Below are 23,451 nucleotides of genomic sequence, written 5' to 3'. Positions count from 1 at the left end.
TCCGGTCCCACCCGGCGGGTAGGTCCTGGGACAGCGCTCTCACCCCGCCGGGTCGGTCGACTGGAAGGAGACGTACCCGATCTGCCGGCCCTCGCCGATGACCATGCCGTTCGCTCCGACCGCGAGCGCGTTCGCCGCCGTCCGGAGGTTCGCCAGCTCAGCGCCGGTACCCGGATCGAGCGCGACGAGCCGGGACGGCTCCCGTTCGGCGAAGATCGCCGCGGCCGGGGTGAGCGACGCCCTCGGCTCCTCCTCAGCGGGACGGGTCCACCGGGTTTCGCCACCGCCCAGTTCGCGGACCGAGACCGAGCGCTGGTCGGCCCCGCGGACCAGGGCATGCCGATCGTCAACGGCGACGATCTTCGTGCCCACGTCGGTGACCAGCAGCAGCCGGCCGTCGTAGGCGTCGAGGACCGCCTGCTTGCCGTCCGGCGACACCCCGACCAGCACGCTGCGGGCGCCCAGCGGATCCCGGCGCTGGGCACAGCCGATGGCGTCGGCGGTGCCGAAGTTGACGCCCGCCCGCTGCCAGATCTCCTGCCCGGACAACGGGTCCCATCCAGAGACGGCGTAGCGACAGTTGCCCTCCTCGGAGCGGGCGGTGAGCCGCAGCATCCGGCCACCGACCACCGACAGCCGCTCGTCCCGGCCGGGCTCGATGTCGACCAGCACCCGTCCGGTCGCGGTGTCCAACACGTGCACGCGACCGTCGACCGGAAACCCGAGCAGCCCGGGTACCGGCTCCGGGCCGGAGACCCCGTTGTCGATCCGGACGGCCTCGATTCGACGGGTGTCGAGCAGCCCCGGGTTGTCGCCGAGCAGGCCACTTTGGACGCCCGGCAGATAGGCCGTCCACAGCGGCGTGTCCCCGCGCGGATCCCAGGCGTGCAACGTGCAGTCGGTGGGGGCCGGGCAGCGCGCGTCGATCAGCAGATTTTGCCAGGTCCAGACCGCGACCGCGGCATCATCCCGGCGCCGGGTCGCACCGGTGACCGGGTCGAGCACCTCGTAGCCCCGGGTGAGGAGCTTGCCCACCACGACGACGGCGTCCTGCCCCGCACCGGCGACCGCCGACCAGTCGGCCTTGCGCTTCCAGAGCGGGGTGCCGTCACCGAGCCGTACCGCCTCCACCCGGGTGCGCTGCTCGACCACGACGGCCTCGCCGGCGATGGTGACGCTGCGCGGGGTGCCACCGACGCGTTGCTGCCAGACCACGCCCGGCCCGCCGATCGGGGCACTGCGGTTGACCCAGTCCCACACGCCGGGGAACGGGTTCCAGACACCGCTCACCGAGAGCACGACGACCGTCACGAGCCCGAGCAGCAACCAACCAGGCTTACCAAGGCCGCGCCCCTTCACCACCGGGACACGGTAGCCGCCTGCCCGGACCGCCGCATCCCGCCGCGCCCGCACCCGGCGGGGCCAGCGTCCGCCAGAGCACCACCGTCGCGGTGATCGACGCCACCCCCGCCAGCGCCATCACGGTGCCGGGGGCGACCACCTCGCTCAACGCCCCGCCGGCCGCGGCGGCCAATCCCTGCCCCGCCATCATGCCGGTGCCCAGCAGCCCGAACGCCTGCCCCCGGCGGGCTTCCGGCACCGCGTCGAGAAACCGCCGGGCCAGCCCGAGGTGGTAGGCGAAACCGGCGGTCGCGACCGTGAGCAGCACCACCGCCGGCCACTGGCTCGGCTCGGCCACGAAAGCCAGCATCGGCACGCCGAGCAGCAGCGCCAGCCACGGAGTCAACGCCTCCCGGCGGGCGGGCCCGACGAACCGTCCTACCAGCAGGTCACCGAGGAGCATCCCGAAGGCGCCGGCCATCAGCAGCAGGCCGGCACTGGCCGCCGGGTCGAGCTGGGCCGCGTACGGCACGAGCACGCCATCGGCCCCGACCAGCAGCGAGCCGGGAATCCACTGTGCCAGGAGCAGGCTGCGTATCCGCCGGTCGGCGAGGAGTGTCCGGTTGACCCGCCAGGTCTCCCCGACGGCGTTTCCGGCGTCCGCCGCCCGGGGCGCTCGGGACGTCAGCCCGACCCGGGCCAGCAGGGCGGCGAGGAGGCAGGTGGCCGCCGTGAGCCAGAGCGCCCCGTACGGGCCGACCAGCCCGAGCAGCAGGCCACCGAGGGCGAACCCGGCCACCTGGGTACCCCCGGCCGCCACGGTGAGCACCGACCGCCCCAACACGTACGCGTCGCCGCGCAGTATCTCCGGCAGCAGCGCGCTGCGGGCGGCGCTGCTGACCGGGGCGAGGAGTCCGACGACCGCGACCAGGCCGAGCATGGCCGCCGGGGAGAGCACGCCGAGCGCGAGCACCACCACCATGGCGAGCCGGAGCAGGTCGTAGCCGACGATGAGCCGCCGCGGCGGCCACCGGTCGGCGAGGGCGAGCAGGAACACCCCGCCGACCGCGTGCGGCAGGAACCCGGTCACGTACGCCAACGCGGCGAGCAGCCCGGAGCCGGTGCGCTCGTAGATCAGCATGGACAGGGCGAGCATCTTCACCGTCTCGCCGATCACGAAGACGCTGTAGCCGCCGAAGAGCGCCCGGAACTCGGCGACGGCGAAGACGTCCCGGAAGGTGACGGGACGGGAGTCGGTAACGATCACCGAGCAAGTGTGGGGAGTGAACCGCCGACGACCTATCCTTTCGTTCACCAGCGAAAGGAGCAGCATGTGGATCGAGGTGACCTCGGCGGATGTGGCGGTGAGCCGCTACGCCATCTCGCCGCTCGGGGAGGCGGTGTCGGCGCTGCGGCTCTGCGCCGGGCAGAGCGAGGCCACCGGGCTGACCCCGTGGGTGACCCGGGCCCGCCCCGTCTTCGAGCAGCTGCGGCGAAGCGTGCCGGCGATCGACGCGCTGTTGGCGTTGCAGCGCCGGGACGCGTACAACGCGGACTTCTTCCAACCGCCGCCGGACGGCACGGCACGGGAGTTCGCCGACGAACTCGCCCTGGTCCGGTCTACTCCACTGGCGCGGGCCCGCGCCGAGTTGGCCCGCAACCTCGCCGGCCACCGCACCCCACCGGCGAACGCCCGTCGGATCTACGAGTCGCCGACGGTGGTGGACCAACTCGCCGACGGGATCGAAGCGGCCTGGGTCACGCTGGTCGAGCCGGACTGGCCGCGACTGCGGGCCGTCCTGGAGCGGGACCTGCTGCACCGGGCGGGGCGGCTGCTCGCGTACGGCTGGGGCGCGGCGGTCGCGGACCTGGACCCCCGGCTGCGCTGGGTGCCCGGCCCGGGCGTCGGCTATCTCGACATCGACGACCGGGACCCGCGGACGTACCCGCTGAGCGGGCGCGGGATGCTGTTCGTTCCCACCGTGTTCGGCTCCCTGATGTGCTACGTCGAGCAGCCCGGGCCGTACGCGATCGTCTACCGGGCCGCCGGGGTCGCCGAACTACTCGGACCCCCGGACCCGGCGCGGCCGGTGGACGCGCTGGACCGGCTGGTCGGTCGGGGCCGCGCCACGGTGCTGCGCGCCCTGACGGCCCCCGCGACGACCAGTCAGCTCGTCGCCCAACTCGGTCTGAGCCTGGGCGGCGTCGGCGACCATCTGGCGGTGCTGCGCGAGGCGGGCCTGGTGACCCGCGCCCGCGTCGGCCGGACGGTCCGCTACCGCCGCACCTCGCTGGGGGACGCGCTCGCCGAGAACGGCTGACCGGCCCCGGCGCCCTCCGCCGCCGGCGGTGACGTCGTCGGCAGCGCGGAGCGGAGCAGGGGCAGGACCCGGTGCGGGATCTGCTCGGCCAGGGCGATGATCGTCGAGGTTCGTCGGATGCTCTCGTGGGACACGATCTGGTCGATCACCCGTTGCAGGTCGGCGTTGGAACGGGCCACGATTCGGCAGAGCAGGTCACCGGAGCCGGTGATGGTGTGCGCCTCGAGCACCTCCGGGATCGCCGCCAGGTGGGCGACGACCGGATCGCGCCCGTGTCGTTGGCTGATCTCCAGGGTGACGAAGCTGGTCACCCCGAACCCGACGGCGGCCGGGGACACCGCGGGGCCGAACCCCTCGATCACCCCGCGGGCGACCAGCTTGTCCAGCCGCGCCTGCACGGTGCCCCGGGCCACCCCGAGGCGACGGGAGCACTCCAGCACTCCGATCCGCGGCTCCTCGGCGAAGAGCTCGATCAGGCCAACGTCGAGGCTGTCCAGCTGGACAGCATGACCAGGGTTCATAGGTAAGGACCCTACTGCTTGTACAAGCTGACCAGCCAGTTCAACAACAGTTGCCCAGTGACCGGAAGCACAGCGATATTCACGGGAAGAACCGGCACTGACGGAACCACGGCCGCGGCCCACCAGGCCGGCCGGTACGCGAGGGAGGGCCACCATGACCCAGGCGATCGACCGACCCCAGTCGAACGACGAGATCAACGCCGACCTGCTGGTCGGCGCCGTTGACCACGACATCAGCCGCGACCCGTTCCCGGTCCGGGGCCTGGACCACGTGCAGTTCCTGGTCGGCAACGCCAAACAGGCCGCGCACTACTACTCCACCGCGTTCGGCATGACCTGCGTGGCCTACCGGGGGCCGGAGCAGGGCTACCGGGATCACGCCCAGTACGTGCTGACCAGCGGTTCGGCCCGGTTCGTCCTCACCGGCGCGGTCCGACCGGACGCGCCCGGCGCCGAGCAGGTCGCCCGGCACAGCGACGGGGTCTGCGACATCGCGCTGGAGGTCCCCGACGTGGACGCGGCGCATGCGCACGCCGTGGCCCAGGGCGCGACCAGCCTGGCCGAGCCGCACGAGGTCAGCGACGAACACGGCTCGGTCCGGCTCGCCGCCATCGCCACCTACGGCGACACCCGCCACACCCTGCTGGACCGCTCCCGCTACCACGGTCCGTTCCTGCCCGGCTACGTCGCCCGCCGACCGATCGTCGACCGCCAGCCGATGATCGACGCCGGCGTCCAGCCGAAGCGCTTCTTCCAGGCGATCGACCACGTCGTCGGCAACGTCGAGCTGGGCCGGATGGACGAGTGGGTCGAGTTCTACCAGCGGGTGATGGGCTTCACCAACATGGCGGAGTTCGTCGGCGACGACATCGCCACCGACTACTCGGCGCTGATGAGCAAGGTGGTCGCCAACGGCACCCGGAAGGTGAAGTTCCCGCTCAACGAGCCGGCAGTCGCCCGGAAGAAGTCGCAGATCGACGAGTACCTGGACTTCTACCAGGGCCCCGGCGCCCAGCACATCGCGGTGGCCACCAACGACATCCTGGCCAGCGTGGACGCGATGCGTGCGGCGGGCGTGGACTTCCTGGAGACCCCGGATTCGTACTACGACGACCCGGAGCTACGGGCCCGGATCGGCGAGGTCCGGGTGCCGATCGAGGAGCTGAAGGCGCGCCGGATCCTGGTCGACCGGGACGAGGACGGCTACCTGCTCCAAATCTTCACCAACCCGGTGCAGGACCGCCCGACCGTCTTCTTCGAGCTGATCGAGCGACACGGCTCGCTCGGCTTCGGCAAGGGCAACTTCAAGGCGCTCTTCGAGGCCATCGAGCGGGAACAGGAGAAGCGCGGCAACCTGTGACGGTCGGAGTTGGCGGCCCGGTGGCCGCCAACCCCCGAACCGCCAACCGCCGTCGTTAAGGTGTCCAGGTGAGCGAGCAGAACGAGGTGGCGCGGTGAGCGTCGCACCCGGTTGGTACCTGGACCCCGCTGACCCGGGCACCCGGCGGTACTGGGACGGCGAGGGTTGGCTCGGTGCACCCATCCCGGCCGAGGCCACACCCCCGGCGGGCCCGCCGCCGCCCGAGCCCAAGCCCGAGCCGAAACCGGCAACCCGGCCCGACGAGCCCGGCCCACCCGCCGGCCAGCCGGGCGCCGTGGCGGGCCAGCCCGCCACGTCCGGGTCCGGCACCCCACCACCGGGCTACGGGCCCCCACCGGGCGCGCCATACCCGGGGACACCCGGCGGGCCATCACCGGGCGCGCCGTACCCGACCTGGCCCGGCCAGCAGCCCGAGCCTCGTCCGCACGGGCTGCCGCTGGCCGGGTTGGGGGCCCGGCTGGTAGCCCGCCTCATCGACATCGCGGTCGTCCTCGCGCTGAACGTGGTGGTGAACTTCTGGTTCGTGTGGCAGTACATCCAGCAGATGTCCCCGCCCATCGCCGAGGCCTGGCGCCGGGTCGTTGACCAGGACACCACCACCGAGCAGCTGCCGGCGGCGGGTGACCAGGCCGGCGGCCTCCAGATCGCGATTCTGTTGATCGCCACGGCGCTCTGGATGGCCTACGAGGTACCGTCGATGGCCAACCGCGGGCAGACCTTCGGCAAACGGGTGATGGGCCTGCAGGTGCTACCGGTGAGCGCCGTCGCCCCGCTGGGCTTCGGGCGGGCGCTGCGCCGCTGGAACACGCTCGGCCTGCCCACCCTGCTCTGGTTCTGCTGCGTCGGCTTCCTGCTACAGCTCATCGACTCCCTCTCCCCACTGTTCGACCGTCCGCTCCGGCAGGCCCTGCACGACAAGCGGGCGCAGACCGTGGTGGTTCAGCTACCCCGTACCCCCGTCCCGAACGACCGCCCCGCACCCCCGGGAGACACCGCATGACCGACACCGGACAACGCCGGCCAGCGCCCCGGCTCACCCGCGCCGACCTGGACGTCCTGCCCAGCTACGTGCCGGGGCGCAGCCCGGCCGACCTGGCCCGCGAGTTGGGCCTGCCCGAGGCGATCAAACTGGCCAGCAACGAGGTGCCGTACGGACCGCTGCCCGGGGTGGTGGCGGCGGTCACCGAAGCCGCCGCCGGCGCCCACCGGTACCCGGACATGGGCGTGGTGGCGCTGCGCGCGGCCCTCGCCGAGCAGTACGGGGTGGACGCCGAGCGGATCGCCACCGGCTGTGGCTCGGTGGCGCTCGCCGATCACCTGGTCCGGGCCACCTGCATGCCCGGTGACGAGTTGCTCTACTCCTGGCGCTCGTTCGAGGCGTACCCGATCATCGCGGCGACCAACGGGGCGACCAGCGTACGGGTCAGCAACGACGCCGGGCACGGGCACGACCTGACCGCGATGGCCGCCGCGATAACCGACCGCACCCGAATGGTCCTGGTCTGTAACCCGAACAATCCCACCGGCACCGCGGTACGCCGAGCCGAGTTGGAGCACTTCCTCGACCAGGTCCCGGACGACGTGCTGGTGGTCATCGACGAGGCCTACCGGGAGTTCGTCACCGACCCGGAGGTGCCGGACGGCCTCAGCTATCTGGACCGACCGAACGTGGCGGTGCTGCGGACCCTGTCGAAGGCCTGGGGCCTGGCCGGGCTGCGGATCGGCTTCCTGGTCGCCCAGCCGGAGGTGGCCGCGGCCATCCGAAAGGTGGTCACGCCCTTCTCCGCCAGCGCGGCCGCCCAGGCCGGCGCGCTGGCGGCCCTCGCCCAGGCCGACGAGGTGCGGCGGCGCTGCGCCCTGGTCGTGGCCGAGCGGGGCCGGGTCACCGAGGCGGTACGGAAGCTGGTCCCGGACGTACCGACCAGCCAGGCCAACTTCGTCTGGCTACCCCTGGGCGACCAGGCGGTGGAGTTCGGTCGGGCCTGCGAGTCGCGCGGCGTGATCGTCCGACCCTTCCCCGGCGACGGAGTCCGGGTCACCATCGGCACCCCGGCCGAGAACGACGCCTTCCTGGCCGCGGCCGAGGCCGCGCTCGGCTGAGCCACGGCGGTTTCTGCTCGCCGCGAGCTGACGGCCCGCTCAGGTCGCGGCGAGCAGAACCGGTCGCGAGGTGAGGAAGTAACGCTGATCGTCCGCCGCCGCGTCGACCGGGAGGCGGAGGCACTCCACCGCCAGGTAGCCATCGACCGCGTACGCGGTGCCGGGGGCCCACGAGGTGCTGTCGGTGCCGAGCGAAAGCTGGAACCGGGACCGCTGGACCCCACTGCCCGCATCAAACGTGATCAGGTTATTGCTGTCAGTGACCAGATGCACCCGGTCCGGCTCCACCGCGAGTACCCGAGCCCCGCCCATATCCTCGTGCCGCCACTGCTCGCTCCCGGTCCGCGGCTCGCGGGCCACCAAAGCACCGTCTCGTACGCCGACGGCGACGTCACCGGCGAGCCGGGTGTCGGGCGCGTCCAGCACCGGGGCCGCCACCGGCTCTCCCGAGCCGAAGAGCCAGCCCCGAGCCGCGTCGTCACCCGGTCCGACAGCCGTACGGAGGCCGGCGCAGCCGGATCGACCCGAGTGGCAGCCGAGCGGGGTGACGACCAGCGTCTCCCCGCCGCCCGGCGGGCTCCAGCGGGTAACGGCGCCGGTGACCGCGTCCCGGAAGTCGATGGTCGCCACCGAGCCGCAGGAGTCGACGCTCACCAGACCACCCGCCGTGGTGGTGCCGATCGCCTGCTGACACCCCGGCCGGACGTCGGATTGCCAGAGTCGCTGCCCATCGGCCAGGTTCCAACCGGCCAACGCATCCCCGCCGGCAGCGAGTACCACCGAGGTGTCGGCAGCCGAAGCGACGAAGAGCCCCGCCGGGTTCCACACGGTCTCCGCACCGGTTCGCCGGGACTCGGTGTCGTGCTCCGGCACCGGCCCCTCCGCCCGCCAGGCGACCTGGCCGGTACGCCCGTCCAACGCCACCACCTGGCCGTCCGACCACTGGGTCACCACGGTGTGGCCGCTCGCCACCACGCCCTCCAGCTGGGCGGGCCAGCGACGGAAGGACCAGTACGGGGTACTTCGATGCTTGAACTCGACCGGCTCGTCGGCGTAAACCTGGCGCTCGGCCGCGTACACCCGGATTCGGCCGTCCACCACCAGTGGCGCCACCGGCAGCCGCGCGACGAGGCCGGGGGACGGAGTCGCCGCCGTCGGGTATGCGCCGGCCGCCGCGGTGCTGACCTCGGCCGGGGCCAGCACCCGGTAAACCGTGGCCGCCACCGCCATCAGCACCACCACCACGACCACCGCCGCCACTGCGAACAGCCGGCGGCCTGTCGGGAAAACCATGCGCACCTCCGCCCGGAACCCTACCCAGCACGCGGCGCCCGGCTGCGGCGTGGTTGCCGGGCCGGCGCGGCCCGACCGGCGGCGGCGAGCTCGGCGAGATCGCGGCGCAGCGCACCGGCGACCGCCCGAGCGGCCAGCCCGCCGAGGAAGAACGCGACGATCCGGCCGCGGGTACCGGCGGGGATCGCCTCCTGGGTGACCGTGACCACCGTGTTGCGTTCGCCTCGGCACCGGGCCGGACGCAGCGCCCAGGTGGTCCGATAGTCCACCCCCCGGCCGGGTGAGGCGAGTACCAGCCGGTGTGGCGGCACGGCCTCGACCACGACGAACTCCTCAACCAGCGCCGCCCCGTCCGGCTGGGAGCGGACCTCCCGCCAGGCGGTGCCCGGGCCGAACTCGCCGTGGGTCAGGACCACCCGACCCGGGGCGGCGTGGGTGCGCATGGTCAGGTCGGTGAGCAGGCGCCACACGTCGTTCGGCTGCGCCTGGATAGACCGCATGACCGTCACCCGCGACATACCACCTCCCGTGGCGTCGACGGTACGCGCCGTGACCGCCGCGCGGGGTCCCGCCGCCGGCTATTGCTTGACAGCTGCCCCGCACGGCCCCCGCACCACTCAGCTCCCGAGCTCTCCGGCCCGGACCGCTCGGATGAACCTCGCCCATCCCGGAGCCCCCACCGCGAGGGCCGGACCAGATTTGTCCTTCGAGTCACGTACGGCCACCACGCCGAGCGCCTGGACCAGGTTGTCGGCCACCTCCACACAGAGCCCCTGGTCGTTGGAGCGGCTGCTGGATCGCCAGACCGCACCTGGGAAGTCGTTCATCCTTCACCCTCCTGTCGCCGTGCCGCCAACCGGCCGCGAGCCCGACCCGGGGAGCAGGCCCGTACCGCGTGGCGACGGATCCGGTCGATCAACGTGACAGGACGGGAGCCTGATCGGACGACCTGTGCGATCCGCCCGTACCGGTGGAGGTTTCTCGCTCGGTACGGGCGGACGTGGGCGCACCGGTGGTATCGCTCCGGCCGCGCGGCGCAACCGGGGTGGCGCCGACCGGACGGAAGGGGCTTCGCTGGTCAGCGGGGAGCGACGATGGTGCCGGTGACCTCGCCGAGGCCGACAGCCGTGCCGTCCGGGCCGGGCGCGGTGCCGGTGATGGTGATGGTGTCGCCGTCGGCCAGGAAAGTACGTTCGCTGCCACCGACCCGAACCGGCTCCGCCCCGCCCCAGGTCAGCTCCAGGAACGAACCGACCTGACCGCGCTCGGCGCCGGAGACGGTGCCGGAGGCGTAGAGGTCGCCGGTGCGCAGCGCGGCTCCGTTGACAGTCAAATGGGCCAGCTGCTGCGCCGGGGTCCAGTACATGGTGGCGAACGGCGGCTCACTCACCCGCTCACCGTTCCACTCCACCGACAGGCGCAGATCAAGCCCGAGATGGGGCTCGTCGCGCAGGTAGTCAGCGACCGGTGGATCCTGCTCCGGCGCCGGCACGAACGCCGCGCCGAGCGCCTCCAGCGGCGTCACCCAGGCCGCGACCGAGGTGGCGAAGGACTTACCGAGGAACGGTCCCAGGGGTTGGTACTCCCAGGCCTGGATGTCCCGGGCCGACCAGTCGTTGACCAGGACCACACCGAACACGTGGTCGGCGAAGTCACCGACCGGGACGCGGCTGCCCAGCGGACTGGGCACACCCACCACAAAGCCCACCTCCGCCTCGATGTCGAGGCGAACCGAGGGGCCGGTGACCGGACCCTGCGGGGTAGCCCGCTGCCCGCACGGCCGGACAATCGGGGTGCCGGAGACCACCACGGTGCCGGCCCGACCGTGGTAGCCGATCGGCAGGTGCTTCCAGTTGGGCAGCAACGGCGGCTGGCCCGGCCGGAAGATCTGACCGACGTTGCTGGCGTGCTGCTCTGAGGAGTAGAAGTCGACGTAGTCCGCCACGTCGAAGGGGAGCAGGAGCTCTACGCTCGACAGCGGCCGGAGCAGCGGCTCGACCGCCGTCCGGTGGGAGCTGTCGGTGAGCAGCTCGACTATCCGCTGCCGCACTACCGTCCACTGCGGACGACCGAGGGCCATGAAGTCGTTCAGCCGCGGACGGCTCAGCGTACCGGCGGCCAGCACCAGGCCGGCCTGCTCCGCGCCGCCGAGGTCCAGCAGGTGGGTGCCGACGCGTACGCCCACCCGCGGCTCGCCGTCGGCGGTGCGGAACACCCCGTACGGCAGGTTGTGCAGCCCGTACGGCGAGCCCTCCAGGCCGGTCACCCAGGTCATGCGTCGGTACCCCCGTTCACCAGCCCCAGCTGGATCAGATCGGTCAGTGGTTCCAGAATGCTGCACGAGCCGTAGCCGACCCAGAGCGGACGCGCCGCGTCCAGCCGCTGCTCGATCGGCGCGAGCAACGGCCGCGGGTCGGTGGCGCGAAGCAGCTCGGTGACCCGCTCCACCTCGGCGCCCCCGGCCGCGACGAGCGCGGCGGCGAGTACGTTCGCGAAGCCGTGGTGGGTGAAGCCGGTCTCCCGGTCCAGGTGTCGCACCGCGTGGTGCAGCCCGGCGGTCAGCTTGAACGGCAGCCCCCGCTGCTGACATCCGTGGATCACCGCGGCCAGCTCGGCGGGGGTGGGAAAGAGCTCGGCGGCGAGCCCGCCGGTCCGGAACTTCGCGGCCACTGACAGCCCGGCGGCGCGGGCCTCAACGAGCCGGTCCAGCGCCTCCATCAAGCCGAAGGTCAGCGGAATCTCGGCGTAGACGGTGCGGCCGGCGAGCTGCTCCGCCACCGGGAAAAGCCTGGCCAGGCCCGGCTGCGGGTCCGCGCCGCGGGCGGCGACGGCGACCTCGACCTGCTGGATCGTGACGCCGGTGGGCACTGCGGCGAGGGCAGCCGGGAGGCCGGCTGTTCCGGTGTCTCCGATCAGCCCGACCACGAGCTCCTCGGCTGGATCGACCAGGGCATGCAGCTCCCGATTAAGCACTGTGGAGGCGGGGACCAGGAGCGGGCCGACGAGCTCGGCATACCAGGACGAGCGGTGCTGCCGGTGCGCCGGAACGGCGTCGGGCAGCGACGCACTGCCGGGCGGGAAGACGGCGGCGTCGTCGACGAGGCCGGCGAGGAGTCGGGGCAGCTTCGTTGACACGAGACAACAATCTACGGGACGCTAAAGGAGCGGACAATAGCGTCCGATTTTCGGACACCCTGGATGATCTGCTCGGGGAGGGCGAGATGCCGTTCTACCGCCGCGTCGGCGAGGTGCCGCGCAAGCGCCACACCCAGTTCCGTCAGCCCGACGGCCGCCTCTACGCCGAGGAGTTGGTGGGCCAGGAAGGCTTCTCCGACGACTCCTCGCTGCTCTACCACCGGCACGCGCCGACCGCGATCGCGGCCGCCGAGGAGTTCACCCCACCGGCGGTCACCTGCCTGCCGAACCTCCCACTCAAGCCCCGCCACCTGCGCACCCACCAACTCGACCGGCCCGGCGCCGACCCGGTGCTCGGCCGGCGCCACCTGCTCGGCAACGACGACGTCCGGATCGCGTACGTGCTGGCCGACCAGCCCTCCCCGCTGTTCCGCGACGCCACCGGTGACCACTGCCTCTACGTCGAATCCGGCACCCTGCGGGTCGAGTCCCCCTTCGGCCCCCTCGACGTCGTCGCCGGCGACTACGTGATCATCCCGACCTCGACCATCCACCGGCTCGTACCCACCGGCACCGAGCCCGTCCGGCTGCTGGCGGTCGAGGCGGCCGGCCACATCGGCCCACCCAAGCGCTACCTGTCGGTGCGCGGTCAGTTCCTGGAACACTCGCCGTACTGCGAGCGGGACGTCCGCGGACCGGACACACCGCTGCTCGTTGCCGGCGAGAACGTCGAGGTTCTGGTCCGGCACCGACGCGGCTGGACCCGGCACGTCTACGCCAATCACCCGTTCGACGTGGTCGGCTGGGACGGGCACCTCTACCCGTGGGCCTTCTCCATCCACGACTTTGAGCCGATCACCGGCCGGGTCCACCAGCCCCCGCCGGTGCACCAGACATTCCAGGGCCCGAACTTCGTGATCTGCTCGTTCGTCCCCCGCAAGGTGGACTACCACCCCGACGCGATCCCGGTGCCGTACAACCACCACAACGTCGACTCCGACGAGGTGCTCTTCTACACCGGGGGCAACTACGAGGCGCGGCGCGGCTCCGGCATCGGCCAGGGGTCGATCTCCCTACACCCGTCGGGCTTCACCCACGGGCCGCAGCCCGGCGCCGCCGAACGGTCGATCGGCGTTGACTACTTCGACGAGCTCGCCGTCATGGTCGACACCTTCCGCCCGCTGGAGCTCTGCGACGCCGCCGCCGCCTGCGAAGACGACGCGTACGCCTGGACCTGGGCGCGGCGCGGGTAGCCCTCAGCGCACCGAACGGGCGAGCGCGGTAACGACGGCGAAGGCCGCCACCGCGATCGCCAGGACCAGCGGCCAGACCGTGCCGACGAGGGTGTAGAGCAGGAGCAGCACCGGCGCCGCGGCAGTCGCATATCCGGCCAGCGCCAACGGCCGGTCGGAGCGCAGCAGCTCCGGCAGGATCGTGCGGGCCACCCCGGGCAGCTTCGCCGCGTACCGCCACACCAGCAGCCCGGCACCGAGGGCGGCCGCCGCCGCGACAGCCCGGGACAGCCCCGGGCTGCCCACCGCGAAGCAGGCGATCACCACCGCGGCGACCATGGACCAACCGGCACCAAACACTACGAGCTGACGAAGGCCGACCGAGATCGTCCGCACCGAATTGATCCGACCAGGGCTGATCGCCGCCGCCTCGGCGAGGTGCTCCAGCGCCTCACTCCACCGGCGCTGCTCCAGCCGCAGCACCCCGATGTCGTGCCGCGCCTCGGCGAGCTGCGGGTCGAGCCGCAGCGCCTCGGTGTACGCCCGCTCGGCCAAGTCGTACAGCTGCAGGTTCGCCGCGACCAACCCGAGCGCCAGGTGCCCCGCCGGCTCCTGTGGGGCCAACTCCACCCCCCGCCACGCCGCGTTCAACGCGGGCTGACCATTACGGGACCCAGCCAGGATCGCCGCGCCGTTGCGCTGGGCGTACGCGTCCGCCGGCCCCAGCGCGAGAATCCGATCCGCGGTCCGGGCCGCCTCCCCGTGGTCGGCCAGGTCGGCCAGGGCCATCCCCCGGGCGACCAGGGCGGAGACCGAGTCCGGCGCGACCGCCAACGCGTTGTCGGCGGCGGTGAGCGCGTCGGCGGGCCGCCCCGCCGCGAGCTGCACCCGGGAGAGCTCGGTCGACACCGCCGCGTGGGCGGGATCAAGGGCTAGGGCGAACCCCAACTCGGTGATGGCCTCGTCGTAGCGGCCGAGCTCGGCGAGGAGCTGGGCCCGCTGCAGGTACCCGTCGGCGGCGGAGCGGTCAGAGGTGGGTTCGCTGGACATCGCTGCGAGCCTAAGCGGCCGGGGCTGCGTAAACCAAGGCCACCGCGATGCCGGTCAGACCCTCGTCCCGGCCGGGAAAGCCGAGCCCGTCGGTGGTGGCGGCGGAGACACTCACCGGGGCGCCCACCGCCGCCGAGAGCACCTGCTGCGCCTCGGCCCGACGCGGCCCGATCTTGGGGCGGTTCCCGATCACCTGCACCGAAACGTTGCCGATCGTGTAGCCGGCCGCGCGCACCCGGCGGGCGCTCTCGCCGAGCAGGGCCGCACCGGAGGCACCGGACCACTCCGGCTGCCCCACCCCGAAGTTGGCGCCGAGATCGCCCAGGTCGGCGGCGGAGAGCAACGCGTTGCACGCGGCGTGGGCGGCGACATCCGCATCCGAATGCCCGGCCAGGCCGTCCTGCCCGGGCCAGTGCAGGCCGGCGACCCAACAAGGCCGGCCGGATTCGAAAGCGTGCATGTCAACGCCGATGGCAACCCGCGGAACGATCACCATCCGAGGGTACGTGTCAGCGGTCAGTCGCCAGCAGGTGCTCGGCCAACGCCAGGTCGAACGGGCGGGTGACCTTCAGGGCGTATTCGGAGCCGGGTACGCAGACCACCGGCACCCCGAGCTTCTCGACCAGGCCGGCATCGTCGGTGAGCGGGTCGGTGGCGGCGGCGTGCGCGGTGGTCAGCACCGCCCGCCGGAACCCCTGCGGCGTCTGCACCGCCCGCAGCGCGGAGCGATCGACCGTGCCGAGGACCTCCTCGCTGACGCCGACCTCTTTGATGGTGTCGACCACCGGCAGCACCGGGATCACCGCGTCGTGACCGGAGCGGACCGCCGCGGCGACCGACTCGACCAGCCCGGGCGGGGTGAGCGCTCGGGCCGCGTCGTGCACCAGCACGATCTCCGGGCCGGCAGGGACCGCGGCGAGCGCGGCAGCGACCGAGGCCTGCCGTTGCGCTCCGCCCGACACCACGGTGACCGGCGCCACCGGGGCCAACAGTTCGCGGACCGCGACGAGATCGGGCGCCGGAGCGGCCACCACCACGGTGTGCACCGATGCGGCGGCGGCGAGCCGGCGGACCGCGTGCACCAGTAGCGGCTCCCCACCGAGCAGCCGAAGCGCCTTCGGCCGGCCAGGGCCCAGTCGTACGCCGGCACCGGCCGCAGGCACGAGGACCGCGACGTCACCGCGCGGATCGAGCTGCGCGGTCACGTCGCGGTCCTCGGTGATTTACTCATGGCAGATCGGGTACGACGATCAGGTGCGGATCAGGCTTCGGTCAGCACCTTGTCGAGCAACGTCTCCGCCTCGTCCTTGGTGCTCTTTTCGGCCAGTGCGACCTCGCCGACGAGAATGTCGCGGGCCTTGGCGAGCATGCGCTTCTCGCCTGCGGACAGCCCCCGCTCCCGCTCCCGCCGCCACAGGTCGCGAACGACCTCGGCCACCTTCAGCGGATTACCGGAGGCCAACTTCTCAAGATTTGCCTTGTAACGCCGTGACCAGTTGGTCGGCTCCTCGGTGTGCGGAGCCCGGAGAACGTCGAAGACCTTGCCGAGGCCCTCTTCGCCGACCACCTCGCGCACACCCACGATCTCGGCATTCTCCGCAGGAACCCGGACCGTGAGGTCACCCTGCGCGACCCTGAGAACGAGGTACTGCTTCTCCTCGCCCTTAATGACCCGAGTCTCGATTGCCTCGATGAGTGCGGCCCCGTGGTGGGGGTAAACAACGGTCTCGCCGACACTGAAAACCATAGGTTCGAAACCCCTTTCGCTGTGTCTAGGGTAACACGCTCAGACACCGGTGTCTCACCGCTGCCCTGACCGTTGGCGCAGCTCAGGGGCCCTGTGAGAGGGATTTCTTCAGCTTGACAGGCCGTCAGACCGAAGTATTGAACACGCTCCGTGACGGCACTATGCCACCACGGCTGAGGGGCGGAACCCGGATCCAAGGCGATGCGCTCGACTCATGGTAGCCCGCACCCGGGCGCTCGCCCATGCCTGGCGGGAGCGGTCCCGGTACGGCAGGCTGAACAAGAGCCCGCCTCAGGCTCGCCAAAAATCCAGGGGGTTCGATGGGCAGGCCCGCCGCGGACGACGACTCCGGACTGCCAGACCTGCCACCCGAATGGGGCCGGGTGGTCGTACCGGACAACGCCGCAGAGCTCTCGGCCGAGGCCGAACAGCTCCGCCGGGAACTGAACCGGCCGGCCCGATCTCGTTCGATACTGCCGGCGCTGCTGACACTTTTAATCGCCATGGTCACCGTGTTGGCCGGGCTGAACGCGACCCTCTGGGCCCAACCCGCCCCCACCCCACCGGCGTCAACCCCGGCCACCCCCGCGGACCTGATCGGGCGAACCCTGCCCGCGTTCGACCTGGTGGACAACGGTAAACCGGTGCCGCTGCGGGGCCTGCTGCCCGCCGTGATCGTCCTCACCGACGCGTGCGCCTGCCCGGCCGAGGTGGCCAACACCGTCGCCGTCGCGCCACCCCGGGTCACCGTGATCATCGTCAACCCCGCCCCCGCCGTACGCGAGTCGCCCCCCGCTCCGGAGACCGCCCTGCACGCGCTCGACGACCCGGCCGACGGGTTACGCGCTTTCCTTCGCCTGCCGCCCCGGGCCGGCGTGGCCAGCGCGCTGCTCGTGGACCGCTCCGGGACGGTACGGAAGGTGCTCCCCGAGCTCCGCTCCACCGCCGACTACGAACCCGAGCTAGCCCGCCTCGCCAGCTGACCGTTCGAGGAGGCCCGCGTACAGGGTCAGGCCCGGGCCGAAGGCCAACATCACCACCCGTCGCGCCGGCACGACCGATCGGTGTAGTCGGTCCAGCACCAACAGCACCGTCGGCGACGAACAGTTGCCCCGCTCGGCCAACGTCTCCCGGGACGCCGCCAGGGCGGACGACGGCAGGGCGAGTTCCCGCTCCACCACGTTGAGGATGCGGGGGCCGCCCGGGTGCACCGCCCAGCCGTCCACCTCCGACCGCCGCAGGTCATGCTGGGCGAGCAAGCCGTCCACCAGCGCCCGTACCTGCGTCGAGAGCACCTGCGGCACCTTCGGCGACAGCCCCATCCGGAACCCGGTGTCGGTGACATCCCAGGTCATGTGATCGGCGGTGGAGGTGTCGGTCACCGAGGTGACCGCCCGCACCGCGTACCCGGGACCACCGGGCACGACCACGGCGGCCACCGCGGCGTCGGAGAAGAGCGCGTGCGAGACGATCTGCTGGGTGTCCACCCGGGCGGTGGCGGGCTGAATGTGCAGGCTGGTCAGCTCCGCGCAGAGCAGCATGGCGGGTTGGTCTCGGGCGGTCACGAAGTCGCTCGCCACGCCCAGCCCCGGCAACGCGGCATAACAGCCCATGTGACCGACGAAGACCCGCTGCGTGCCCGGTGCCATGCCGAGATCCCGGGCGAGGAGAATGTCCAGCCCCGGGGTTGCGTATCCGGTGCAGGAACAGACCACGAAGAGCCCGACGTCACCGGCGGCCAGACCGGCGGCGGTGAGCGCCCGCCCAACCGCCTCCTTGCCCAGTGGCAGCGCCTCCACCTGATAGCGCCGCATCCGCCGCTCGGTCGACCAGTCGGAGACATCCTCCAGCACCGGATTGACCGCGGCCTGCCGGCGATTCACCCCCGAGTTGGCGAAGATGCGTTCGGCCAGCGCCCGGGTGGTTCCGGAGTAGTGCCGGGCGAAGAAGCCCTCCCACAACTCACCCTGCTCGGCCGACGGCGGATGCGCCGTACCGATCCCCGCGATCACCGGCACGGCCATGATGCCCACCCTTCGTTCTGATCTCCCAGCACCTTCACCAACGAGGAGCCGACCCGTCGCGGTCCGGGTCGCCACCGAGCACGGCGATGCCGAGCCAGTCCGCGCAGACGTCGGAGGTGGCCGGGTGCAGCGAACCGCAACGCGCATCCCGGTAGAGCCGCTCCAACGGATGCCCCCGCCGAGTGGCCCCGGTGCCGGCCGCCTCCAGCACCGAGGCCGCCACGTCGGCCGCGGTGGCGCCCGCCAGCAACTTCGCCCGCCAGACCCAACGGTTCGTCTCGGCGTCACCCGGCGCCTCGTCCACCCGCCGGGCCGCCTCCGCCACCACCAGGTCCGCCGCGGCCACCGCCGCGTCGGCGCGACCGAGCCGGGCCCGGACCGCCGGCAGACCGCCGAGCTCACGGGCGTTCAGGTGCTCGGCCGCGGCGTCGATCGCGGCCCGCGCGACCCCGACGTACACCGCGGCGTAACTCGCGACCAGCCAGTGCGGCATCAACTGCGCCACTACCAGAGCCAGCCCCTCGACCCCGCCAAGCAGCCGGTCTGCCGGCACCGTCACCTCCAGGTGCAGGTCGTGGGAGGAGGTGGACCGCATGCCCAGCGAGTCCCAGGTCTCCTCGACGGCCAGCCCGTCCCCGGCCGGCACGAGAAACTGGGAGACCACCGACGGGTCAGCCGCGCTACGGGCGGCCACCAGATAGCCGTCGGCGTGGCCGGCACCGGAGCAGAAGGTCTTGCTCCCCTTGATCCGCCAGCCGCCGGCGACCGGCTCGTACACCGTGCTGAGCTGCGAGAGCCGGGCCCCCGCCCCGCGTTCGCTCATCGCCACCGCGTACCAGGAGCCATCCGCCGCCGCCCGCAGCAGCCGGTCCCGCGCCGCCAACGCCTCGTCTGGCAGGCCGAGCGTCTCGGCCAACTCCTCGGTCACCGCGCCCAGCGCGCCGGTGACCGAGGCATGCATGTTGAACACCAGCGCGGTCGCGCCGTTTCCCCGGGCCAACTCGGTCGCGACTGCCGCGTACTCCCCGAAGGCGGCGCCGAGGCCGCCAAGCTCCCGCGGCACCAGCAGACCGAACAGGCCCGCCTCCCGGAGGTCTCGGAAATCGTCGACCGGGAAGATGCCGTCCCGGTCGTGGTCGGCCGCCCGAGCGGCGAATCGCGGCGCCAACCGGCGCGCCACCTGCACAGCCTGCGTCATGCGACCGTTCCCTCCTCAGATCCGTCCATCCGCTTCTGATCGCGCTCGCGCCGGCCCCAGCCCTGGTAGAGCACCGCAGTTGACCAGGTCGGCACGATGCGTGGGGGCACCCCGCCCGCACCCCGTGCCCGCCGGGCCAGCCAGCCGAGCACCCGAATCAGCTGCGGTCGAATCCCGCGTAGCCGCAGGTCGACGCCGTACCGGGCACATTCGGCGACCAGTGCGCGGGCGTCCACGAACAACCGTGGGTCGTGGATCCCGCGCGGAACCGTGGGCAGCCGCTCGCCGATGTGGACGGCGAGCAGGCGGCTCAGCGCGGTGTCGTTGAGCGTGTCGAGGACGAGTAGCCCGCCCGGTCGGAGTAGCCGGCAGGCCTCGGCCACCACCGTTCGCCAGTCGGGAACGTGCTCCAACAGCTCGCCCGCGGCCACCACGTCGGCGCAGCCGGAGGTGAGCGGCACGGCGGTCGCGTCGGCGTTGAGCACCGCCACGCCGTGCCCGGCGGCCTGGCGCAGCGCCGAACCGGTGAGGTCGACCCCGACGTGTCGATAGCCCTTGCCGGCGAGGTGTGGGGCGAGCAGCCCGGCACCACAGCCGAGGTCGACCAGGAGGGCGCCGGGACGCGACGCCGCCGGCACCAACGCCGCCCGGGACTCGGCCAGCCAGTGCAACATGGCGAACGCGCCGTCCGGCCGCCACCACTCCCCGGCCAGGTCGTCGTACTGGCGCGGATCATTGCGCGGCAGGGTGCGGCCAGCCTCTGGCATGGACCGAGCGTGGCACGACTGCCCGGTAACGACCAGACTTCCCTCATGACCTCCTCAGTGCTACGGCGTGTCGCGCGGGTGCTGACCCGGCCGGACCGAGCCGGGCGCACAGCCGGTGGCTCGGGAGCGACCCGCAACCGGTCGGTGGCGGCCCTGCTCCGGGCGAGTCATCCCGAGCCAGCAGCCGCGGTCACCACCGTGGCCGGCCTGCTCGCCTGGGGTGTCGGGCACCGGCTGACGGGGGTGGTCGTCGTGGTGCTCACCGTGGCTGCCAGTCAACTCGCCGTCGGGTGGACCAACGACGCGCTCGACGCGAAGCGGGACACCGTGGTCGGGCGGCCTGACAAGCCGGTCGCCGCCGGTCTGGTCAGCCGACGCACGACCGCCGTTGCCGCCGCCGCGGCCACGCTCGCCACCCCGGTGCTCGCGCTGACGACGAACCGGGCCGCCGCGGCCGTAGCCACCGCCGGGCTGATCTCCGCGCTGCTCTACAACTGGCCGCTGAAGTCCTCGCCGCTGTCGGTCCTGCCCTACACGGCCTCCTTCGGGTCGTTGCCGGCCTTCATCGTGCTGGCGCTGCCGGGCGCTGGAGCGCCACCGGTCTGGCTGGTCGTCGCCGCGGCCCTACTCGGCGCCGGCGCGCACTTCGCGAACGTGCTGCCCGACCTCGACGACGACGCCCGCACCGGCGTCCGCGGGCTGCCCCACCGGCTCGGCCCGGGCGGCAGCCGGACCGCCGCCATCGGGCTCCTGCTCGCGGCGACCGCCACCCTGGTCTTCGGGCCGCCCGGACCACCGTCGCCGGTCGGGCTCGCCACGGCGGCCGCCGCCGTCCTGATACCACCGCTACTCTGGTACGGCGAGCGCGTCACCAATCGCGCCACGACCCGATCGACGGCCGCCTTCCGAGCAGTCTTAGCAATCGCCATCATCGATGTAATTCTGCTTTTGACCAGCGGACCATTGATTTGAGCGCCCTCACAGCGGTGGCATCCCCGGGTCGGCGTGCGGAACTGGATCAGTCCCAACTACCCTGGAGCGCGGTCTGCACGGGCATGGCCACCGTGTCCGGCGTACGACCGGGCCCGATCATGACGAGGAGGACCGACGTGACGCGCTCGATCAGGGGTTCCCGCCGGTCGGCCCTGCTACTGGCCGGGTTGGCGACGAGCGGGCTACTGCTCTCTGGATGCAGCGCCGGTCAGGTCGCCGAGACCGCCGAAACCGTACCGTCGATTCAGGGTGTCAACGTCGCGAGTAAGAGCGGCGACTTCGCTGTTCGTAGCCTGCTGATCGCCTACCCGGGGGTAGACGGCTACCAGGCCGGTGACGACGCGAACCTGGACGTGGTCCTCTACAACGACTCACCGAACCAGGTCACGGTGACCGTCACCACCGAGGGCGCCCAGAACGTCGTCCGCAGCGACCCCAACGCCCCGGTCGGGGAAAGCCCGGCAACGACGGCCACCGAGACTGCGTCACCCGCTGGCATGCCGGCCCAGATCGTGGTGCCGCCGCTGAGTTTTGCACAGCTCAACTCGGAGGCGGCAACGGTGCTGCGGCTGATCGGGCTGGACAAGCCGCTGCGCGTCGGCGAGGCCATCTTCGTGACCTTCGACTTCGGTGGCACCACGATCCGGGCTGCGGCGCCGGTCGCCGTGCCGCTCACCCCGGCCGCTCCCCCGGAGCCGATCATCGAGCGCCACACCGGCTTCGAGGAGCTGGAAGACGGGCACGGCGGTCCGGGTGGCGCCGGGCACTGATCGTCGACGCGACGGTTAACGTCCTGGGATGACCACCTCCCGCTCCGGCCGCGCCGGCACGACCGGCGCCCGCGCCGCCCGCGCACCCCGCCCCGCCTACGAGTGCGACGCCTGCGGCCACCAACCGCCGAAGTGGGTCGGCCGCTGCCCGGAGTGCGGCGAGTGGGGCTCGGTCGTCGAGTGCACGCTGACCGGCCCGACGGTCTCCGGCCGGGTGGTCAGTTCCCGGCTGCCGGCCGAGCCGGCGCGGCCGATCGCCACCATCAGCGCCGCGCCGGCGCGCGCCCGCCCAACCGGTGTCAGCGAGCTTGACCGGGTACTCGGCGGCGGCCTGGTTCCGGGCGCGGTCGTGTTGCTCGCCGGCGAGCCGGGGGTCGGCAAGTCGACCCTGCTCCTCGACGTGGCGCAGCAGTGGGCCGCCGGCGGTGCCAACCCATCGCTCGTGGTCAGTGGTGAGGAGTCGGTCAGCCAGGTCCGGTTGCGCGCCGAACGGATGGGCACCCTGCACGAGCAGCTCTATCTGGCGGCCGAGAGCGACCTCGCCGCGGTGCTCGGGCACCTGGACGCGGTCAAGCCGGGGCTGCTGGTGCTGGACTCGGTGCAGACGATCTCGACCACCGGCAGCGAAGGGGTACCCGGCGGGGTGACCCAGGTCCGCGCGGTCACCGCGGCCCTGGTGGCGGTGGCCAAGGAGCGGGGCATCGCGACGCTGCTGGTGGGGCACGTCACCAAGGAGGGCCAGGTGGCCGGTCCACGGGTGCTGGAGCACCTGGTTGACGTGGTCCTGCACTTCGAAGGGGACAAACACTCGTCCCTGCGGTTGGTGCGGGGGGTGAAGAACCGGTTCGGCGCGGCCGACGAGGTCGGCTGCTTCGAGATGCACGAGGGCGGCATCAGCAGCCTGGCCGACCCGTCCGGGCTCTTTCGCACCCGCTACTCGGAGCCGGTCCCCGGCACCTGTGTCACGGTGGCGATGGAGGGGCGACGTGCGCTGGTCACCGAGGTGCAGGCGCTGATCGGGGCGACGGTGGCCGGTTCGCCCCGACGAACGGTCTCCGGGCTCGACTCAGCCCGACTCGCGATGGTCCTGGCGGTGCTCCAACGCCGCACCGAGCGGCTGACCCTGCACGATCGGGAGGTCTTCGCGGCCACTGTTGGCGGCATCCGGGTCGTCGAGCCCGCCGCCGACCTGGCGGTCGCCCTGGCGGTCGCCTCCGGCGGGCTCAACCTCGCGATCACCCCGCACCTGGTGGCGATCGGGGAGGTCGGGCTCACCGGTGAGGTACGCCGGGTGGGGGCGGTGCCGCGCCGACTGGCCGAGGCGGCCCGACTCGGCTTCCGGCTCGCGCTCGTACCACCGGGCTGCGGTCCGGAGAGCACCGGTGTCCGCGCCGAACAGCTACAGGTGATCGAGGTCAGTGATGTCCGGGCCGCGCTCCAAGCCGTCGCGCGGGCATCTGCCGAATAACCTTCAGCCCGTTTTATACTGAAAGTTTCCCAATAAAAAGCCATTAAACGGTTGAATCGGGAATTTCAGGCAGCACGACACATCACAGTAACCGCGACAGCACCCACCGC

The 23,451-nt window shown here is 72.2% G+C and carries 24 protein-coding genes; 9 read left to right on the top strand and 15 right to left on the bottom strand.

Going from position 1 to position 23,451, the window contains the following annotated elements:
- Positions 1–39 precede the first annotated feature (39 nt).
- Together B118_RS0106225 and B118_RS0106220 are read right to left on the bottom strand one after the other, a co-directional pair.
- Positions 40–1,413, bottom strand: coding sequence for a PQQ-binding-like beta-propeller repeat protein (locus B118_RS0106225; RefSeq protein ID WP_043541054.1), 1,374 nt, complete (start codon positions 1,411–1,413; stop codon positions 40–42).
- On the bottom strand, positions 1,337–2,608 hold the full coding sequence (locus B118_RS0106220) for an MFS transporter (protein ID WP_028192517.1): 1,272 nt from the start codon (positions 2,606–2,608) through the stop codon (positions 1,337–1,339). Before B118_RS0106220 ends, B118_RS0106225 begins: the two co-directional genes overlap by 77 nt.
- A gap of 64 nt (positions 2,609–2,672) precedes the next feature.
- On the opposite strand from B118_RS0106220, the gene B118_RS0106215 reads away from it, so the two are divergent.
- The gene (locus tag B118_RS0106215; protein WP_028192516.1) at positions 2,673–3,662 is read left to right on the top strand and encodes an ArsR/SmtB family transcription factor; all 990 of its coding nucleotides are present in this window, start codon (positions 2,673–2,675) and stop codon (positions 3,660–3,662) included.
- On the opposite strand, the gene B118_RS0106210 is transcribed toward B118_RS0106215, so the two are convergent.
- Positions 3,617–4,183, bottom strand: a complete 567-nt coding sequence (locus tag B118_RS0106210) for an Lrp/AsnC family transcriptional regulator (protein WP_027657591.1) — start codon at positions 4,181–4,183, stop codon at positions 3,617–3,619. The two genes, B118_RS0106215 and B118_RS0106210, sit on opposite strands and share 46 nt — an antisense overlap.
- A 154-nt stretch (positions 4,184–4,337) precedes the next feature.
- On the opposite strand from B118_RS0106210, the gene hppD reads away from it, so the two are divergent.
- From hppD to hisC, 3 genes are all read left to right on the top strand, one after another.
- The gene (gene hppD / locus B118_RS0106205; protein WP_028192515.1) at positions 4,338–5,543 is read left to right on the top strand and encodes a 4-hydroxyphenylpyruvate dioxygenase; all 1,206 of its coding nucleotides are present in this window, start codon (positions 4,338–4,340) and stop codon (positions 5,541–5,543) included.
- A gap of 94 nt (positions 5,544–5,637) precedes the next feature.
- Positions 5,638–6,564, top strand: a complete 927-nt coding sequence (locus tag B118_RS0106200) for an RDD family protein (protein WP_028188155.1) — start codon at positions 5,638–5,640, stop codon at positions 6,562–6,564.
- Entirely contained in the window at positions 6,561–7,664 is a 1,104-nt protein-coding gene (hisC, locus tag B118_RS0106195; protein ID WP_018222273.1) for a histidinol-phosphate transaminase, read from the top strand. The genes B118_RS0106200 and hisC overlap by 4 nt, the downstream gene beginning before the upstream one ends.
- Before the next feature lie 39 nt (positions 7,665–7,703).
- Here hisC and B118_RS0106190 read toward each other — a convergent pair whose 3' ends face one another.
- From B118_RS0106190 to B118_RS0106170, 5 genes are all read right to left on the bottom strand, one after another.
- On the bottom strand, positions 7,704–8,957 hold the full coding sequence (locus B118_RS0106190; protein WP_028192514.1) for an outer membrane protein assembly factor BamB family protein: 1,254 nt from the start codon (positions 8,955–8,957) through the stop codon (positions 7,704–7,706).
- 20 nt (positions 8,958–8,977) lie between these two features.
- Positions 8,978–9,475 (bottom strand): SRPBCC family protein, encoded by a 498-nt coding sequence (locus B118_RS0106185; protein WP_018222271.1) that lies wholly within the window; start codon positions 9,473–9,475, stop codon positions 8,978–8,980.
- Between the two features lie 99 nt (positions 9,476–9,574).
- Entirely contained in the window at positions 9,575–9,784 is a 210-nt protein-coding gene (locus tag B118_RS0106180) for a DUF397 domain-containing protein (protein ID WP_018222270.1), read from the bottom strand.
- Between the two features lie 251 nt (positions 9,785–10,035).
- Positions 10,036–11,232 carry a fumarylacetoacetase gene (gene fahA, locus B118_RS0106175; RefSeq protein ID WP_018222269.1) on the bottom strand — a complete coding sequence of 399 codons (1,197 nt, stop codon included), beginning with the start codon at positions 11,230–11,232 and terminating at the stop codon, positions 10,036–10,038.
- Entirely contained in the window at positions 11,229–12,092 is an 864-nt protein-coding gene (locus B118_RS0106170) for a hypothetical protein (protein WP_028192513.1), read from the bottom strand. The genes fahA and B118_RS0106170 overlap by 4 nt, the downstream gene beginning before the upstream one ends.
- 86 nt (positions 12,093–12,178) lie before the next feature.
- On the opposite strand from B118_RS0106170, the gene B118_RS0106165 reads away from it, so the two are divergent.
- On the top strand, positions 12,179–13,345 hold the full coding sequence (locus B118_RS0106165) for a homogentisate 1,2-dioxygenase (protein WP_028192512.1): 1,167 nt from the start codon (positions 12,179–12,181) through the stop codon (positions 13,343–13,345).
- Between the two features lie 3 nt (positions 13,346–13,348).
- Here the strand turns inward: B118_RS0106165 and B118_RS0106160 are convergent, their stop codons facing one another.
- The 4 genes from B118_RS0106160 to B118_RS0106145 are packed head-to-tail and all read right to left on the bottom strand — an operon-like array spanning position 13,349 to position 16,121.
- Positions 13,349–14,374 carry a tetratricopeptide repeat protein gene (locus tag B118_RS0106160; protein WP_018222266.1) on the bottom strand — a complete coding sequence of 342 codons (1,026 nt, stop codon included), beginning with the start codon at positions 14,372–14,374 and terminating at the stop codon, positions 13,349–13,351.
- A 10-nt stretch (positions 14,375–14,384) separates the two neighbouring features.
- Positions 14,385–14,870 carry a 2-C-methyl-D-erythritol 2,4-cyclodiphosphate synthase gene (gene ispF, locus B118_RS0106155; RefSeq protein WP_018222265.1) on the bottom strand — a complete coding sequence of 162 codons (486 nt, stop codon included), beginning with the start codon at positions 14,868–14,870 and terminating at the stop codon, positions 14,385–14,387.
- Positions 14,871–14,883: 13 nt separating this feature from the next.
- Complete coding sequence (gene ispD, locus B118_RS0106150; RefSeq protein ID WP_018222264.1) at positions 14,884–15,579, bottom strand: 2-C-methyl-D-erythritol 4-phosphate cytidylyltransferase; 696 nt, start codon at positions 15,577–15,579, stop codon at positions 14,884–14,886.
- Between the two features lie 56 nt (positions 15,580–15,635).
- Entirely contained in the window at positions 15,636–16,121 is a 486-nt protein-coding gene (locus B118_RS0106145) for a CarD family transcriptional regulator (RefSeq protein WP_012015454.1), read from the bottom strand.
- Positions 16,122–16,441: 320 nt separating this feature from the next.
- On the opposite strand from B118_RS0106145, the gene B118_RS0106140 reads away from it, so the two are divergent.
- Positions 16,442–17,104, top strand: a complete 663-nt coding sequence (locus tag B118_RS0106140) for a hypothetical protein (protein ID WP_018222263.1) — start codon at positions 16,442–16,444, stop codon at positions 17,102–17,104.
- Here the strand turns inward: B118_RS0106140 and B118_RS0106135 are convergent.
- From B118_RS0106135 to B118_RS0106125, 3 genes are read right to left on the bottom strand one after another with little or no spacing between them, the layout of a single operon-like run.
- The gene (locus B118_RS0106135) at positions 17,084–18,145 is read right to left on the bottom strand and encodes a type III polyketide synthase (RefSeq protein ID WP_033660422.1); all 1,062 of its coding nucleotides are present in this window, start codon (positions 18,143–18,145) and stop codon (positions 17,084–17,086) included. The two genes, B118_RS0106140 and B118_RS0106135, sit on opposite strands and share 21 nt — an antisense overlap.
- Positions 18,146–18,179: 34 nt before the next feature.
- A complete protein-coding gene (locus B118_RS0106130) occupies positions 18,180–19,343 on the bottom strand; it encodes an acyl-CoA dehydrogenase family protein (protein WP_028192511.1) in 1,164 nt (387 codons plus the stop codon).
- The gene (locus tag B118_RS0106125; RefSeq protein ID WP_018222260.1) at positions 19,340–20,110 is read right to left on the bottom strand and encodes a methyltransferase domain-containing protein; all 771 of its coding nucleotides are present in this window, start codon (positions 20,108–20,110) and stop codon (positions 19,340–19,342) included. The genes B118_RS0106130 and B118_RS0106125 overlap by 4 nt, the downstream gene beginning before the upstream one ends.
- A 45-nt stretch (positions 20,111–20,155) precedes the next feature.
- On the opposite strand from B118_RS0106125, the gene B118_RS0106120 reads away from it, so the two are divergent.
- The 3 genes from B118_RS0106120 (at position 20,156) to radA (ending at position 23,341) form a co-directional block, all read left to right on the top strand.
- A complete protein-coding gene (locus B118_RS0106120) occupies positions 20,156–21,082 on the top strand; it encodes a UbiA family prenyltransferase (RefSeq protein ID WP_028192510.1) in 927 nt (308 codons plus the stop codon).
- A gap of 137 nt (positions 21,083–21,219) precedes the next feature.
- A complete protein-coding gene (locus B118_RS0106115) occupies positions 21,220–21,873 on the top strand; it encodes a hypothetical protein (protein ID WP_028192509.1) in 654 nt (217 codons plus the stop codon).
- A 28-nt stretch (positions 21,874–21,901) separates the two neighbouring features.
- Positions 21,902–23,341 (top strand): DNA repair protein RadA, encoded by a 1,440-nt coding sequence (gene radA / locus B118_RS0106110; RefSeq protein ID WP_018222257.1) that lies wholly within the window; start codon positions 21,902–21,904, stop codon positions 23,339–23,341.
- Positions 23,342–23,451: the final 110 nt, after the last annotated feature.

It is taken from the genome of Salinispora pacifica CNR114 (assembly GCF_000514775.1).
Classification (GTDB): Bacteria; Actinomycetota; Actinomycetes; order Mycobacteriales; family Micromonosporaceae; genus Micromonospora; species Micromonospora pacifica.
Note: the sequence above shows the minus strand (reverse complement) of the source record. Positions and strands in the feature narration are given on the sequence as shown.

What these genes read in the sequence shown, in the direction of transcription:
- B118_RS0106165 (WP_028192512.1), top strand. Translation starts at nt 12,179, where the DNA reads ATGCCGTTCTACCGCCGCGTCGGCGAGGTGCCGCGCAAGCGCCACACC.
- B118_RS0106145 (WP_012015454.1), bottom strand. Translation starts at nt 16,121, where the DNA reads ATGGTTTTCAGTGTCGGCGAGACCGTTGTTTACCCCCACCACGGGGCC.
- B118_RS0106125 (WP_018222260.1), bottom strand. Translation starts at nt 20,110, where the DNA reads ATGCCAGAGGCTGGCCGCACCCTGCCGCGCAATGATCCGCGCCAGTAC.
- fahA (WP_018222269.1), bottom strand. Translation starts at nt 11,232, where the DNA reads ATGACCTGGGTGACCGGCCTGGAGGGCTCGCCGTACGGGCTGCACAAC.
- radA (WP_018222257.1), top strand. Translation starts at nt 21,902, where the DNA reads ATGACCACCTCCCGCTCCGGCCGCGCCGGCACGACCGGCGCCCGCGCC.
- B118_RS0106120 (WP_028192510.1), top strand. Translation starts at nt 20,156, where the DNA reads ATGACCTCCTCAGTGCTACGGCGTGTCGCGCGGGTGCTGACCCGGCCG.
- hisC (WP_018222273.1), top strand. Translation starts at nt 6,561, where the DNA reads ATGACCGACACCGGACAACGCCGGCCAGCGCCCCGGCTCACCCGCGCC.
- ispF (WP_018222265.1), bottom strand. Translation starts at nt 14,870, where the DNA reads ATGGTGATCGTTCCGCGGGTTGCCATCGGCGTTGACATGCACGCTTTC.
- B118_RS0106190 (WP_028192514.1), bottom strand. Translation starts at nt 8,957, where the DNA reads ATGGTTTTCCCGACAGGCCGCCGGCTGTTCGCAGTGGCGGCGGTGGTC.
- B118_RS0106185 (WP_018222271.1), bottom strand. Translation starts at nt 9,475, where the DNA reads ATGTCGCGGGTGACGGTCATGCGGTCTATCCAGGCGCAGCCGAACGAC.
- B118_RS0106130 (WP_028192511.1), bottom strand. Translation starts at nt 19,343, where the DNA reads ATGACGCAGGCTGTGCAGGTGGCGCGCCGGTTGGCGCCGCGATTCGCC.
- B118_RS0106180 (WP_018222270.1), bottom strand. Translation starts at nt 9,784, where the DNA reads ATGAACGACTTCCCAGGTGCGGTCTGGCGATCCAGCAGCCGCTCCAAC.
- B118_RS0106135 (WP_033660422.1), bottom strand. Translation starts at nt 18,145, where the DNA reads ATGGCCGTGCCGGTGATCGCGGGGATCGGTACGGCGCATCCGCCGTCG.
- B118_RS0106140 (WP_018222263.1), top strand. Translation starts at nt 16,442, where the DNA reads ATGGGCAGGCCCGCCGCGGACGACGACTCCGGACTGCCAGACCTGCCA.
- hppD (WP_028192515.1), top strand. Translation starts at nt 4,338, where the DNA reads ATGACCCAGGCGATCGACCGACCCCAGTCGAACGACGAGATCAACGCC.
- B118_RS0106215 (WP_028192516.1), top strand. Translation starts at nt 2,673, where the DNA reads ATGTGGATCGAGGTGACCTCGGCGGATGTGGCGGTGAGCCGCTACGCC.
- B118_RS0106210 (WP_027657591.1), bottom strand. Translation starts at nt 4,183, where the DNA reads ATGAACCCTGGTCATGCTGTCCAGCTGGACAGCCTCGACGTTGGCCTG.
- B118_RS0106160 (WP_018222266.1), bottom strand. Translation starts at nt 14,374, where the DNA reads ATGTCCAGCGAACCCACCTCTGACCGCTCCGCCGCCGACGGGTACCTG.